Here is a 13,783-nt window from a genome sequence, read left to right as displayed (position 1 = left end):
CTTATCCGGCCTACACGCGATGCCAGGTCAGATAAGCGAAACGCATCCGACATTACACTGATTAAGACTTCGTCGATTTCTCAAAGCGGCGCAGTAACTGGTTCCCACGCTCAACGGCGGTATCCAGTGCCTGCTGCGGTGTCTTCTTACCGGTCCACACGCTCTCCAGCTCTTCATCCACAATCACGCGGATCTGCGGCATGTTGCCCAGACGCAGCCCTTTGGTGAACGGCAACGGCGGCTTATTCAGCATCTGACGCGTCGCGGTATCCGCCCCTGGGTTTTTCTCATAAAAGCCCTGCTCACGGGTCAGGTCATACGCTGCTTTGGTGATTGGCAGATAACCGGTTTTCTGATGCCACTCGGCAGCGTTTTCTGGCTTCGCGAGGAAGTCGAGGAACTTCGCCACGCCGGTATACGTTTCTTTATCTTTGCCCTGCATCACCCACAGGCTGGCCCCGCCGATAATGGCGTTTTGCGGTGCATCTTTCGCATCGGCGTCGTAAGGCATCATGCCTACGCCATAGTTAAATTTGGCGTACTCACGAATATTAGCGAGAGAACCGGAAGAGGCGGTGGTCATCGCGCAATCACCGTTATAGAACTTCTCGGTGGATTCATCCTTACGCCCGACGTAGCTGAAATCGCCCTTCTTGTTCATCTCTTCGAGCATGGCGATGTGTTTCACCTGCTCCGGCTTGTTGAACTCCAGTACCGCATCCGTGCCGTCAAAGCCGTTGTTTTTGCTGGCAAACGGCAGACCGTTCCAGGCGCTAAAGTTTTCCAGTTGGATCCAGCCCTGCCAGCCGCTGGCGTAGCCGCACTTCATACCGGAGGCTTTCAGTTTCGCGGCATAGTCCGCCAGATCCTGCCAGGTTTTCGGCGGCTGTTCCGGGTCTAGCCCAGCTTTCTTGAAGGCGTCTTTGTTGTAATAGAGAACGGGGGTCGAGCTGTTGAATGGCTGGGAGAGTAAGTGGCCCGTTTTGCTGTCGGAGTAGTAACCAGAAACCGTCGGCACAAACTGCGACTCATCGAATTGAATCCCCGCCTCTTTAAACACGTCATACACCGGTTTAATGGCTTTCGACGCCATCATGGTGGCAGTACCAACTTCATAAACCTGCAAAATAGCCGGCGCGTTACCGGTACGGAATGCGGCAATCCCCGCGCTTAAATTCTGTTCGTAGTTGCCTTTATAGGTCGGTACAATTTTGTAATCCGGGTTTTCGGCGTTAAATCGTTGGGCCAGAGAGTCCACCTCTTTCCCCAGTTCCCCTTCCATAGAATGCCAGAACGGAATGGTCGTCACTGCCTGTGCATTCCCCATTAACGCCAGTCCGAGCGCCAGTGCTGAAGCTGTATAATGTAACGGTTTCATCGTTTATCTCTCTTGTTGTACCGAATGCGCGAATTCACGCGTTTTATGCTCGCGGGGTAACATGACATGCTCGAATTACAGAAAAATAACTTTTTTGTTACATTTGTAAGATAGTAAGGTGTCAGAAAGATGACAAGGCGGTGACGGTACGGGTGAGGGAAAATGGGATATGGGGCACGGATAATGGTCTTACTTAAGCCAGGCTTGTCTGGATGAGCAGACAAATCCGCTTCATCCTAACTCTATATATTATTGTCCGGGGAAAAAGGTTCCCCATCAGGTATGAATCTCCCACTTTCATCGTAATATCGCGTACTCCGATAAAAGAAGCTATTAATGCTATGATAAACAAAGGTGTTATATGCAGGGAACGGTTCTGGCATAGTTTTTAGATTAATGTGAATGTCACATTCATCTTCGCTGACATACATCTTAGTAAAGTAATCCCATAAATTCTCACCATAACAAATCACATCATCTCCCTCGTGAATTGAATAGACAGGATTTCCACTATCAGCCGGAGAAAGTGCAAGATAGCGATTTGATTTTATTGGAATAAATAAGGGATTTTTCTTGATTTTCTCACGCGAAAAATTGAGTCGCTCCTCCAGATTATCTGGACGGTTTCCCCAAGCTTGTGGCCACGCGTCGAACTTATCGATGCAATACAAAATGCCCGAAATAGTTTCATCGAACATTTTATATTGAATGTATTCCACATACTCATCAGAGAGGTTGCGCCAGTCAGTAAAATCATAGTCATACAAAGGCATTCCCTGTATAAGCAATGCTTTGTAATCGTTCGGGAATTTAAAATTGTAGCGCTTTTCTGCGGCGTCTATTTCTGCCGCTGTTAACCCCCGGGTAATAAATATGCCATTCTCGCGCAATAATTTAAAACTTTGCTCAACTTGCTGTGTATACATAACCTCATCCCTGGTTACCTTTATCGAACAATACTCTGCTTCAGCCGATCATTGGCGGTCTTAATCCATTCCCGGTGGTGTTTTCTATAATGCGCTCTTGAGCGTTTCGCCGTATCAACCACAGCAGCATACTGCTCGTTGGCTTCACGTAACCGACTCATTTTCGCCAGCATTTCCGCATAGTAAATACGCGCCTGCGGGCCGGGGTAATAAGAAACAAGCACCTCAAACTCGCTTTCCGCATCAGCGTATTTTTCCTGAGCGGCTAAGGTTCTGGCGAATAACAAGTGCCCTTCTGCCGACTGAAAATCAGGGTTATAACGCATCACATCTTCCAGCGTCTGCTGACAGGCGGCGAACTCCAGAAGGGCAAACTGCGCCTGCGCCAGACTTAACATCATTGCCGCTTCATGGGCAGATACCCCGCGTAACGCCTGCTGATAATGGAGAACGGCGTCGTAATAACGCCCCAGACGCGCCAGTTCATTAGCCAGCGCATAATGGTTTTGATTGGTCTCGGCAATCGCCAGCTCTTCACCTAATTTGTGCAGGTGGCGTTCCGGGCTGATTTTATCCTGCAGGCGCATCAGCAAAGTACGCCCGTGACGGTCAGCGCCCGTTTCAGGCAGCATCACCATGACAAAATACGCCACGCAGCCAATCACCGGAAAGCAGAAGATGATAAAAATCCAATACCGCTCTTGTCCGGAGCGATAAGCGTGGATACAGCAAAGCAGATCAAGCATGACGACAACGGCATAATGCATGGGAGGGAACCTTTCCGTGGTAAATAAGTGGTCTGGTTTTAATCTTCCCGGTCAGTTGAAACAAGTCTGTATTCGGACAAAAACCCGGCAGAACGTGGCTACCGGGTTATTGATAATTTACCCGCCTAAATACGCACTTCTCACTGCTTCATTCGCCAGTAGTGCATCACCAGTATCGGAGAGCACCACATGACCGTTTTCCAGCACGTAGCCGCGATCAGCGAGCTTCAGCGCCTGGTTGGCGTTCTGCTCGACGAGGAAGATAGTCATCCCCTGCTCGCGCAGCTGCTCGATGGTGTCGAAAATTTGCTGGATGATAATCGGCGCAAGACCGAGCGATGGCTCATCAAGCAACAACAAACGCGGGTTGCTCATCAGCGCGCGACCAATCGCCAGCATCTGCTGTTCACCGCCGGACATGGTGCCCGCCCGCTGAACACGACGCTCATGCAGACGCGGGAACAGTTCATACACCCACTTTATGCGCTCCTGGAACTGGTCGCGTTCGGCAAAGAAGCCGCCCATCGCCAGGTTCTCTTCCACCGTCATCCGCGAGAAGACGCGACGCCCTTCCGGGACAATTGCTACCGCTTCGCGCATGATTTTCGCCGTCTGCCAGTCGGTAATGTCTTTATCATCAAACACAATTCGCCCGCTGGTGGCGCGCGGATCGCCGCATAACGTGCCGAGCAAGGTGGTTTTCCCCGCCCCGTTCGCGCCAATGAGGGTGACAATCTCGCCCTGATTGATATGCAGGCTCACCTCATGCAGCGCCTGGATTTTGCCGTAGTGGGCGCTGACTTTGTCAAAGGACAACATGACTTTTTCCATCTTATGCCTCACCTAAATAGGCACGGATCACGTCCGGGTTATTACGGATCTGCTCCGGCGTACCGTTTGCCAGCGGCGTCCCCTGATTGACCACGTAAATTCGGTCCGAAATTCCCATCACCAGCTTCATATCGTGTTCAATCAACAAGATAGTGGTGTTGTGATGATTGCGCAGTTCGGCAATCAGCTCATCCAGCTCTTTCGTCTCTTTCGGGTTAAGACCTGCCGCCGGTTCGTCGAGCATTAAAATCTCCGGCTGCGTCACCATGCAACGGGCAATCTCCAGACGGCGTTGGTCACCATAGGCCAGGTTACTCGCCTGACGGTTGGCGTGTTCCAGCAAACCAATACGCTCAAGCCAGGTGGCGGCGCGGTCGAGCGCTTCACTTTGGGCGCGACGGAAGGATGGCGTTTTCAACAGGCCAGAGAACAGCCCGGTTTTCAGTTGCTGATGCTGTGCCACCAGCAGGTTTTCAATTACCGTCATTTCACGGAACAGACGCACATGCTGGAAGGTGCGCACCACGCCCATGCGGGCAATTTGCTGCCCCGGTAAACCTTCCAGATGCTGATCGCGCAGTAAAATGGTGCCGCCGGTGGGTTTGTAGAATCCGGTCAGACAGTTAAAAACCGTGGTTTTTCCGGCACCGTTAGGGCCGATTAACGAGACGATCTCCTGCGGGTACAGTTCAAGATTGACGTTGTTCACCGCCAGCAGGCCGCCGAAGCGCATCATCAGGCCGTTAACAGATAATAATGGCTGACTCATGCCTGCTCTCCTTTCGCTGCGCCGTTTTTCAGCTTGAGTTGCGGGCGCGTCATGGGCAGCAAGCCCTGCGGACGCCAGATCATCATCAGCACCATCAAACCACCGAGCATTAACATGCTGTATTCGTTAAAGTCGCGCATCAATTCGCGCGACACCACCAGCAGAACTGCCGCCAGAATCACTGCGAATTGCGAGCCCATACCGCCGAGCACCACTATCGCCAGCACAAAGGCTGATTCAGCAAAAGTGAAGGATTCCGGGCTGACAAAGCCCTGACGCGCAGCAAACAGCGTTCCGGCAAAACCGGCAAACGCGGCACTGATGGTAAAAGCGGTCAGCTTGATACGACGCGGGCTTAAACCCAGCGAACGGCAGGCGATCTCGTCTTCACGCAACGCTTCCCACGCACGCCCCAGCGGCATCCGCAGCAGGCGGTTAATGACAAACAGGCTTAGCACCACCAGCAGCAACGCCACCAGGTAGAGGAAGATGACACGATCGGAGGGATCGTATTTCAGGCCAAAGAAATTACTGAACGTGTCCCAGCCGCCTTCACGAGCGGTACGGCTGAACTCAAGGCCGAAGAAAGTCGGTTTCGGGATCTGACTGATTCCGTTCGGGCCGCCGGTAATTTCGGTGTTATTGAGCAGCAATATGCGCACAATTTCGCCGAAACCGAGGGTAACGATCGCCAGATAGTCACCGCGCAAGCGCAGCACCGGAAAACCGAGCAGGAAGCCCGCCGCCGCTGCCGTTAACCCGGCAATCGGCAGACAGGTCCAGAAGCCCAGACCGTAATAGTGATTGAGCAGCGCAAAGGTGTAAGCGCCGATGGCGTAAAAGCCGCCGTAACCCAGCACCAGCAGGCCAGACAGCCCTACCACCACGTTCAGCCCAAGGCCAAGAATAATGTAGATCATGGTCAGGGTGGCGATATCCACCGTCCCACGCGACACCATAAATGGCCACGCCACCGCAAGCACCAACAGCGCCACGAGGAACAGTTTCTGTTTCACCGTGGAGCCATCAATCGCGGGCAGAATAAACTTCGGCCCGGAAACGCTTTTCAACCCTTTCTGGAAAACAGGTCGCAAAAGCTGGAAGAAAAAGACCACCGCCGTGCCGATAAACACCCACTCCCAACGGACATCCGAAGCCGTGTCGACCACCAGTTTGGTGCCATCCAGCTCCAGTTGCACGCCCATAAAAACGCCTGCGAGGACAAAGAACATCGCGGCAGAGAGCAGCGCCATTGCAATATGCATCGGTTTCATACTTTCTCTACCTCCGGGCGACCCAGAATACCGGTCGGCATCACCAGCAGCACCAGAATCAGCAGGGCGAATGAGACCACATCTTTATATTCCGTACTCAGATAGGCAGAAGAGAGCGCCTCCGCAATCCCCAGGATCAGCCCGCCAATCATCGCCCCTGGAATACTGCCAATCCCACCGAGCACCGCCGCGGTAAAGGCTTTCATCCCGGCCATAAAGCCGATATAGGGGTTAATTACGCCGTAGAACTGACCGAGCAGTACGCCCGCCACCGCCGCCATCGCCGCACCAATCACAAAGGTCAGCGCAATCACCCGGTCGGTGTTGATGCCAAGCAGACTCGCCATTTTCAGATCTTCCGCGCAGGCACGGCAGGCGCGCCCCATACGGGAATAACGAATGAAAATCGTCAGCGCCAGCATGGCGAGGAAGGTGACAATCCAGATCACCGCCTGCATGGTGGTAATAGAGGCAGAGAAGTTTTCGCTATGACCCACTACCCACTGACCATTAAACAAGCTGGGCAGCGCCACATCGCGCGAACCTTCGGTCAGACTGACGTAGTTTTGCAGGAAGATGGACATACCGATTGCCGAGATGAGCGCAATCAGGCGCTTAGAGTTACGCACCGGGCGATAGGCTACCCGTTCGATACTCCAGCCGTAGGCGCTGGCAATGACGATTGCGCCGACGAATCCCGCCGCCACCAGCAGCCAGCCGGTATCAATGCCCATCATCATCAGCGCGGCGATGATCATAAAGGAGACATAGCTACCAATCATATAAACCTCGCCGTGGGCGAAGTTGATCATGCCGATAATGCCGTAAACCATGGTGTAGCCGATGGCTATCAGCGCGTAGGTACTGCCCAGCGTGACGCCGTTAAACATCTGCTGCAAGAAATATAAAAACTGCTCAGACATAAGGTAACCTTTCTAAACCCGCCCGCATTTCACGGGCGGTGGGATTTTCACTTGGCTGCCGTGGATGAACCGTCGGCATGCCACTGGAAGACACCAAAATCAAATCCCTTAAGATCGCCTTTTTCATCCCAGTTCAGCGGCCCAATCACGGTGTTTGCACCGTTAGCTTTTAAATCTTTCACCAGCGCCAGCGGCTCATCGCTGCCGGTACGCTCAAGGGCAGTTGCCAGAGATTGCACCGCCGCGTAGGTGATCCAGACATAAGGCCCGGACGGATCTTTCTTGTCCGCTTTCAGCGCATCAACGATGCCCTGGTTTGCCGGATCCTGGTCATAGCGTTTTGGCATAGTGACCAACATGCCTTCGGCAGCATCGCCAGCAATATTCGACAGCGACGCATTACCCACTCCTTCCGGCCCCATAAACTGGGTTTTCAGGCCAACGGAACGGGCCTGGCGCAGCATCTGCCCCATTTCCGGGTAGTAACCGCCGTAGTAAACGAAGTCGATGTTTTCTTTTTTCAGGCGGGCGATCAGTGCGGAGAAATCTTTCTCGCCAGCGGTAATGCCGTCGAAGAAGACGACGTTGGCGTTAGCCGCTTTCAGCCCGTCCTGCACCGAACGTGCCAGCCCTTCGCCATACTGTTGTTTGTCGTGAATGATGGCGATGCGCTGGGGCTTCACCGTCTCAAGAATGTATTTTGCCGCCGTAGGCCCCTGGGAAGAGTCCAGCCCGGCAGTACGCATAATGTATTGATAACCGCGTTGAGTCAGCTCCGGGTTGGTCGCTCCCGGCGAGATCATCAGAATACCTTCGTCTTCGTAAATATCTGATGCAGGCTGGGTAGAAGAAGAACACAGATGACCAATAACATATTTAATGCCGTCGTTAACGATTTTGTTGGCGACCGCAACGGCTTGTTTCGGGTCGCAGGCGTCGTCATATTCCACGCCAACCAGCTTGTCGCCCTTAATTCCCCCTTTGGCATTAATGTCTTTAATCGCCTGACGCGCGCCGTTAAATTCCATATCGCCCCACTGGGCAATCGGGCCGGACATCGCACCGACAACGGCGACTTTAATATCGTCGGCTAAAGCGGTGTGTGATATTGCCAGTGCAATCATCCCTGCGATGATAGTTTTCGCATTCCGTTTCATTATTCAAAATCCCCACTCGTAATGTTGTGTTGCTTTGTTTTTATGTGTTAACAAATCAGACTGTTCTTTTTTTATACTGCACTGTTTTTACCTGTCTGATTAAGGGTTTAGCACAGCATATTGTGATAATAGCGATTAAAATCCCTATTTTTCAGTCGATTAAGAACAGATAATATTCTGAATGTGCTGATAGATAAACAGAAAAAAGCGTCGTTGTCAGCATAAAATAACGGCATAAAGGGCGGAATAATTCACTACCATTCAGGGGATTATGCTGGGTATTTTTCATTCTCTAATGTTTTAACTTTGTAATTATTGCTGAAAAAAAATTAATCACCTGCCAAAAGAAATAAAAAAGAGAAAGCCTCCGATTAAATTATTTCGCTACACTGGTTCCACTTTTGTGATTTACACGGGTTACCCATGAAGCTGACCATCATTCGATTAGAAAACTTTAGCGACCAGGACCGGATTGACCTGCAAAAGATCTGGCCAGAGTATTCCCCTTCCTCTTTACAGGTTGACGATAACCACCGTATCTACGCCGCGCGTTTTAACGAGCGCCTGCTCGCTGCCGTACGGGTAACCTTAAGCGGCACCGAGGGGGCACTGGATTCCCTGCGCGTGCGGGAAGTCACCCGACGTCGCGGTGTGGGGCAATATCTGCTGGAAGAGGTTTTGCGTAACAATTCTGGCGTTTCAGGCTGGTGGATGGCGGATGCAGGCGTGGAAGATCGCGGTGTGATGACGGCGTTTATGCAGGCGCTGGGGTTTACGGCACAACAGGGCGGCTGGGAGAAGCGTTAATCGCTCTGTGTGAAAAGCAGTTCGATGGATTTGGTTGGGAAAAATAACGCATTTTCGTTTTCCCCGACCAACGGGATTAAGCCCAGCGACTGATAAAACGTATGGGCTTTTTCATTCAGAGCCTCGACAAAAAGACAGTGAATACCTACTGCTAAAGAGGCTGACCAGACGACTTTCATGGCATGAGCAACAACTAGCGTTCAATCACTAGTTATCCTGGAAAACACCTCAAGTTGTTTTGCTGCGCGTTGTAATTTTTCGCCAGGTGAAGGCGATTTACCCAGTGCATCCATCACTCGCGCCCATGACGCCTCATTAAGTATTATGCGCTGATGTTGTTCATTAATTTCTAACGCCTGCAGGTGAGCACTACTCAATATAAACTGGCTTAAGGACTGTTGGGATATCGCAGCTGCCGTTTCAAACAAACATTTATCATCATCAGTTAAACACAGCACAATATGCTGATTTTCAACAACAGACATAGTGATTTCCCTTCCACTCATCAAATGTACGAAATACTATCGAGTCTCCAGCATAACTCAATTGATCAATCTTTCTACAACCATTTCGACAAACATAAAAAACCCGATGGCAGTGCAGCGCATCGGGCATTTTCATTTACGAGATTGCTGGCAAACTAGCTCACTTATTAATACGGGTACGGTTTTACCCCTCACCCTAACCCTCTCCCCGAAGGGGCGAGGGGACTGTCCGAGCGCTTTTGAACTTTGTCATCAATCTGATTTATCTAACAATTACTTCGCATCGGTCGCCGTGCCGTTGGCGTGCCAGTCAAATACGCCGAACTCAAAGCCTTTCAGATCGCCTTTCTCATCCCAGGTCAGCGGTCCCATTACGGTATCCACGGAGTTCGCTTTCAGGTATTTGGCAATCTCCGCCGGATCGTCAGACTGATTCAGGCCCGCCAGCAAAGATTGCAGCGCGGCGTAGGTGGTCCAAACGAATGCGCCGCTTGGGTCCTGTTTTTTCGCTTTGATCGCATCAACAATGGGTTTGTTCGCCGGAACCTGATCGTAGTTCTTCGGCTTGGTCACCAGCAGCCCTTCCGCTGATTCGCCCGCAATGTTAGACAGCGAAACGTTAGCCACACCTTCCGGCCCCATAAACTGAGTTTTCAGCCCTGCCGCGCGTGCCTGACGCAGGATTTGCCCCATTTCCGGGTGATAACCGCCGTAGTAAACGAAGTCGATATTCTCTTTTTTCAGACGCGCCACCAGCGTTGAGAAATCTTTTTCCCCGGCGGTGATACCATCAAAGAACACCACGTTAGCATTGCCTTTCTTCAGGCCGTCCTGCACCGCTCGCGCCAGACCTTCGCCGTATTGCTGTTTGTCGTGAACGATAGCAATACGCTGCGGTTTCACTTTCTCAAGAATATATTTCGCCGCCGTCGGCCCCTGGTCGGAGTCCAGGCCGGTGGTGCGCAGGATCAGCTGATAGCCACGGGCGGTCAGCTCCGGCGCGGTTGCCGCTGGGGTGATCATTAAAATGCCTTCGTCTTCGTAGATGTCAGACGCAGGCTGCGTTGATGAAGAGCAGAGGTGACCAATCACGTATTTAATGCCGTCGTTAACGACTTTGTTCGCCACCGCAACCGCCTGTTTCGGGTCACAGGCATCGTCATATTTTACGATTTGCAGTTTGTTGCCTTTAATGCCGCCTTTAGCGTTGATATCCGCAACCGCCTGCTCTGCGCCGGTAAACTCCTGGTCACCGTACTGTGCAACCGGACCGGACATTGCGCCCACGACCGCGACTTTAATATCTTCTGCCAGAGCCATATTGCTGAATGCCAGCGCGATACATCCTGCCAGTAACGCTTTACCCTTTATGTTCATCCTGAGAATCCCCATTCTTCTGGTTATTACGTGTGTTGTGATGTTGTTGTTCAGCACTTTATTTCGTTTTATGCATGACTACCCGTGCTTTAGCAGCATACTCTGCTAAAACATACCCGATTTTTATGATATTGGAATAGCTATTTTGACAGTTTATTAACAATCTGCGTGGGGATTGGCGTTTTGCCGGAGGGGGAATTGATTATTGTAGAGGCCCAAAAAACAAAAACCCCGGACTCGCATCCAGGGTTCTCTGCTTAATAGCGGAAATTACGCTTCTATAGCAGCGCGCAGTTTTTTCATCGCGTTCTTTTCCAGCTGGCGCACACGCTCAGCGGAAACGCCGTAACGGTCAGCCAGTTCCTGCAACGTGGACTTGTTGTCTTCGTCCAGCCAGCGCGCGCGGATGATATCCTGGCTACGCTCGTCCAGACCTTGCATCGCGTCGGTCAGACGGTTTGCCGCCTGCTCTTCCCAGTTATCATCTTCGATGCCGTCGGCAAAGTTAGATGATTTATCCTGCAGATAGAGCACCGGAGCCATCGGCTGGCTGTCGGAATCGTCGTCGGAAGACAGGTCAAAGGTCATGTCCTGTGCCGCCATACGTGATTCCATCTCACGTACGTCTTTGCTGGTTACGCCCAGTTCACGGGCCACCATTTCGACTTCATCCTGGTTAAACCAGCCCAGACGCTGCTTGGTTTTACGCAGGTTGAAGAACAGTTTGCGCTGCGCTTTGGTGGTCGCAACTTTGACGATACGCCAGTTACGCAGAACGTATTCGTGGATCTCTGCTTTGATCCAGTGAACGGCGAAGGAGACCAGGCGCACACCCACTTCCGGGTTGAAACGGCGCACTGCTTTCATCAGGCCGATGTTACCTTCCTGAATCAAATCCGCCTGTGGCAGGCCATAGCCCGCATAATTACGAGCAATATGAACAACAAACCGCAGGTGAGACAGGATCAGCGTTTTAGCTGCTTCCAGATCGCCATGGTAATGCAGCTTTTCAGCCAGCGCCCGCTCCTCGTCAGCCGACAACATCGGCCACGCGTTAGCTGCCCGGATGTAGGAATCCAGGTTGCCAACTGGGGCTAAAGCTAAACTTTGCATTTTGTCAGTCATTCAAATCCTCTCAATCGATATCTTCTGGCGCTTCAGTGGTAGCAACAACTGTGCCAGAGCTTAAGAGCAACGAGGTTATCATTCACTGTTTTATCAGACCGTGATTTTATCCACAAGTTCAATGCAAGCTTGTGAATAAATTACGCACAAAATGTGACATAGAGATGAAATACCGGGAAGAGACAACGGGGTCTCTTTCCCTGCTACGGAACCCATTGCAGGGAAAGAGTATAACACGCTTTTATTATTCAGGCGTAAAGTGGCGTAAATGTTGTACCGTGGCAAGCCACGCTGCCACCCAGCCAATCATCGAGCATACCAGCAACAACAGCAGGCATTCATCGAACGATAAGCCATTGATATCAAACTTCGTTCCGAAAACCTGTGCCACTTCCGCAACCGCCGATGACAATCGCAGCACCAGAATTTCTGACAAAATTAATGACAACAATGCGCCAGAAAATCCCAGCAGTGCGCCACCGTACAGGAACGGGCGCAGGATGAAACCATCCGTCGCACCAATCAGTTTCTGCACGTTAATGGAGTCACGGCGAGCAAAGATACTCAGGCGCACACTGTTACCGATGACGAGGAACACTGCCGCCACCATCAACACGCCGATCATCGCCGAAACGCGCCCGACCAGCCCGGTCAACGCCGCCAGACGGGCAAACCAGCTGTCATCCATCCGCACTTCGTCAATGCCGTTAATCTGCGTGATACGATCACGCAGCGTATTCAGAGACTCCGTACCCTGGAAATCGAGTTTCGGGATCACCACCGCCACTGCCGGAAGCGGGTTTTCTTCCAGCATATCCAGCGCACCACCAAAACCAGACCAGTTACGGAACTCACCCAGTGCGTCTTCACGAGAAAGATAATTCACTTTCTCCACGCCTTGCTCGGCCTGCAACTGTGCCACCACGCCCGCAGCGGCGTCATCGTCCAGCGTTTTTTGCAGATAAACAGTGATTTGCGGTGACGGATAATACTGCGTCGCCGCCTGATTAACGTTTTTGTACACCATATAACAGACGCTGGGCAGCGTCAGGGAGATGGCGATAACCATCACCGTTAAAAATGTGGCGAAAGGTTTGCTTTTCAGATCCTGCAAAGCGCCGTGGAACGCATAGCGCACCTGTTCGTTGAAAACGTTGGTTTTGCGATTTGCCGGTTTTGGCGAGGACTTCGCGCGTTTCGGCGCGTTACGCCCACCGTCGCCAGAGCCGCCAGCCGATTTACGGAAGCGATCAAGACGCCCGCCAAACTGCCGGATATGATTGATTGCATCGCGCTTATTCATGGCCCACGCCTCCATGCAAGTGACCATCGCTCAGGGTGAGCATGCGATAGGAACGTCGTGAAATCAGGTTGATGTCGTGTGTTGCCATCAATACTGTTACCCCAACGCGATTAAACTCTTCAAACAGACGTAAAATCCCTTCTGACAGCGCATCATCCAGGTTACCGGTCGGTTCGTCAGCCAGCAGTACCGCAGGTTTGTTCACCACCGCGCGGGCAATGCCAACGCGCTGCTGTTCACCGCCAGAAAGCTGTATTGGAAAGTTTTTCGCTTTGTCCAGTAGCCCGACTTTGTCCAGCGCCGCCGATACACGGCGACGAATATCGTCACCGCTGGCACCGGCGATAATCAACGGGATCGCCACGTTATCATAGACAGTACGGTCCATCAGTAGATGGTGATCCTGGAAAATCATGCCGATCTGGCGGCGCAGAAACGGAACCTCACGGTTTTTCAGACGCGTGATGTCATGGCCGCTAAACCAGATTTTCCCGGCGCTTGGCCGCTCAATCCCACAGATCAGCTTCAGGAGGGTACTTTTCCCTGCACCGGAATGACCGGTCAGAAACGCCATCTCACCCGGCTGCATATGAAACGTAACGCCCTGCAGCGCCTGTCTCCCACCGAGATAAGCCTTGCTGACATGTTCAAAGCGAATCAT

General features: G+C 51.9%; 14 protein-coding genes and 1 pseudogene. 1 reads left to right on the top strand and 14 read right to left on the bottom strand.

All coding sequences use genetic code 11. The annotated features are described in order from the left end of the window. Positions 1–61 precede the first annotated feature (61 nt). The 8 genes from ugpB to livK all read right to left on the bottom strand — a co-directional run bounded on the left by ugpB (position 62) and on the right by livK (position 8,025). On the bottom strand, positions 62–1,378 hold the full coding sequence (ugpB, locus tag D9741_RS03045; RefSeq protein WP_000803190.1) for a sn-glycerol-3-phosphate ABC transporter substrate-binding protein UgpB: 1,317 nt from the start codon (positions 1,376–1,378) through the stop codon (positions 62–64). Between the two features lie 242 nt (positions 1,379–1,620). Continuing rightward, complete coding sequence (locus D9741_RS03040) at positions 1,621–2,304, bottom strand: SMI1/KNR4 family protein (protein ID WP_130217736.1); 684 nt, start codon at positions 2,302–2,304, stop codon at positions 1,621–1,623. 20 nt (positions 2,305–2,324) lie between these two features. Further along, entirely contained in the window at positions 2,325–3,071 is a 747-nt protein-coding gene (locus D9741_RS03035) for a hypothetical protein (RefSeq protein WP_130217738.1), read from the bottom strand. A 117-nt stretch (positions 3,072–3,188) separates the two neighbouring features. Further along, positions 3,189–3,902: a high-affinity branched-chain amino acid ABC transporter ATP-binding protein LivF gene (gene livF, locus D9741_RS03030; protein WP_000416895.1), complete on the bottom strand. Its 714-nt coding sequence runs from the start codon at positions 3,900–3,902 to the stop codon at positions 3,189–3,191. A gap of 1 nt (position 3,903) precedes the next feature. Continuing rightward, complete coding sequence (livG, locus tag D9741_RS03025) at positions 3,904–4,671, bottom strand: high-affinity branched-chain amino acid ABC transporter ATP-binding protein LivG (protein ID WP_000082101.1); 768 nt, start codon at positions 4,669–4,671, stop codon at positions 3,904–3,906. Beyond that, positions 4,668–5,945, bottom strand: a complete 1,278-nt coding sequence (gene livM, locus D9741_RS03020; RefSeq protein WP_130217740.1) for a branched chain amino acid ABC transporter permease LivM — start codon at positions 5,943–5,945, stop codon at positions 4,668–4,670. The genes livG and livM overlap by 4 nt, the downstream gene beginning before the upstream one ends. Continuing rightward, positions 5,942–6,868, bottom strand: coding sequence for a high-affinity branched-chain amino acid ABC transporter permease LivH (livH, locus tag D9741_RS03015; protein ID WP_001295111.1), 927 nt, complete (start codon positions 6,866–6,868; stop codon positions 5,942–5,944). Before livH ends, livM begins: the two co-directional genes overlap by 4 nt. A gap of 47 nt (positions 6,869–6,915) precedes the next feature. Then, entirely contained in the window at positions 6,916–8,025 is a 1,110-nt protein-coding gene (gene livK / locus D9741_RS03010; RefSeq protein ID WP_130217742.1) for a high-affinity branched-chain amino acid ABC transporter substrate-binding protein LivK, read from the bottom strand. 423 nt (positions 8,026–8,448) lie between these two features. Between livK and panM the strand changes: the two genes are divergently transcribed. Next, a complete protein-coding gene (panM, locus tag D9741_RS03005) occupies positions 8,449–8,832 on the top strand; it encodes an aspartate 1-decarboxylase autocleavage activator PanM (RefSeq protein WP_130217744.1) in 384 nt (127 codons plus the stop codon). Here the strand turns inward: panM and D9741_RS03000 are convergent. From D9741_RS03000 to ftsE, 6 genes and pseudogenes are all read right to left on the bottom strand, one after another. After that, positions 8,829–9,026 (bottom strand): annotated as a pseudogene (locus D9741_RS03000) (N-acetyltransferase); the annotation flags it as partial. The gene panM and the pseudogene D9741_RS03000 sit on opposite strands and share 4 nt — an antisense overlap. A gap of 6 nt (positions 9,027–9,032) precedes the next feature. After that, positions 9,033–9,317 carry a DUF1778 domain-containing protein gene (locus D9741_RS02995; RefSeq protein WP_130217746.1) on the bottom strand — a complete coding sequence of 95 codons (285 nt, stop codon included), beginning with the start codon at positions 9,315–9,317 and terminating at the stop codon, positions 9,033–9,035. A 273-nt stretch (positions 9,318–9,590) separates the two neighbouring features. Next, a complete protein-coding gene (gene livJ, locus D9741_RS02990; RefSeq protein WP_094322783.1) occupies positions 9,591–10,694 on the bottom strand; it encodes a branched chain amino acid ABC transporter substrate-binding protein LivJ in 1,104 nt (367 codons plus the stop codon). Positions 10,695–10,964: 270 nt separating this feature from the next. Continuing rightward, positions 10,965–11,819, bottom strand: coding sequence for an RNA polymerase sigma factor RpoH (gene rpoH / locus D9741_RS02985; RefSeq protein WP_000130217.1), 855 nt, complete (start codon positions 11,817–11,819; stop codon positions 10,965–10,967). 244 nt (positions 11,820–12,063) lie between these two features. After that, entirely contained in the window at positions 12,064–13,122 is a 1,059-nt protein-coding gene (gene ftsX / locus D9741_RS02980) for a permease-like cell division protein FtsX (RefSeq protein WP_130209080.1), read from the bottom strand. Beyond that, entirely contained in the window at positions 13,115–13,783 is a 669-nt protein-coding gene (gene ftsE, locus D9741_RS02975) for a cell division ATP-binding protein FtsE (protein WP_000617723.1), read from the bottom strand. Before ftsE ends, ftsX begins: the two co-directional genes overlap by 8 nt.

Origin of the sequence: Escherichia sp. E14V7, assembly GCF_004212225.1 — a bacterium.
GTDB lineage: Bacteria > Pseudomonadota > Gammaproteobacteria > Enterobacterales > Enterobacteriaceae > Escherichia.
Note: the sequence above shows the minus strand (reverse complement) of the source record. Positions and strands in the feature narration are given on the sequence as shown.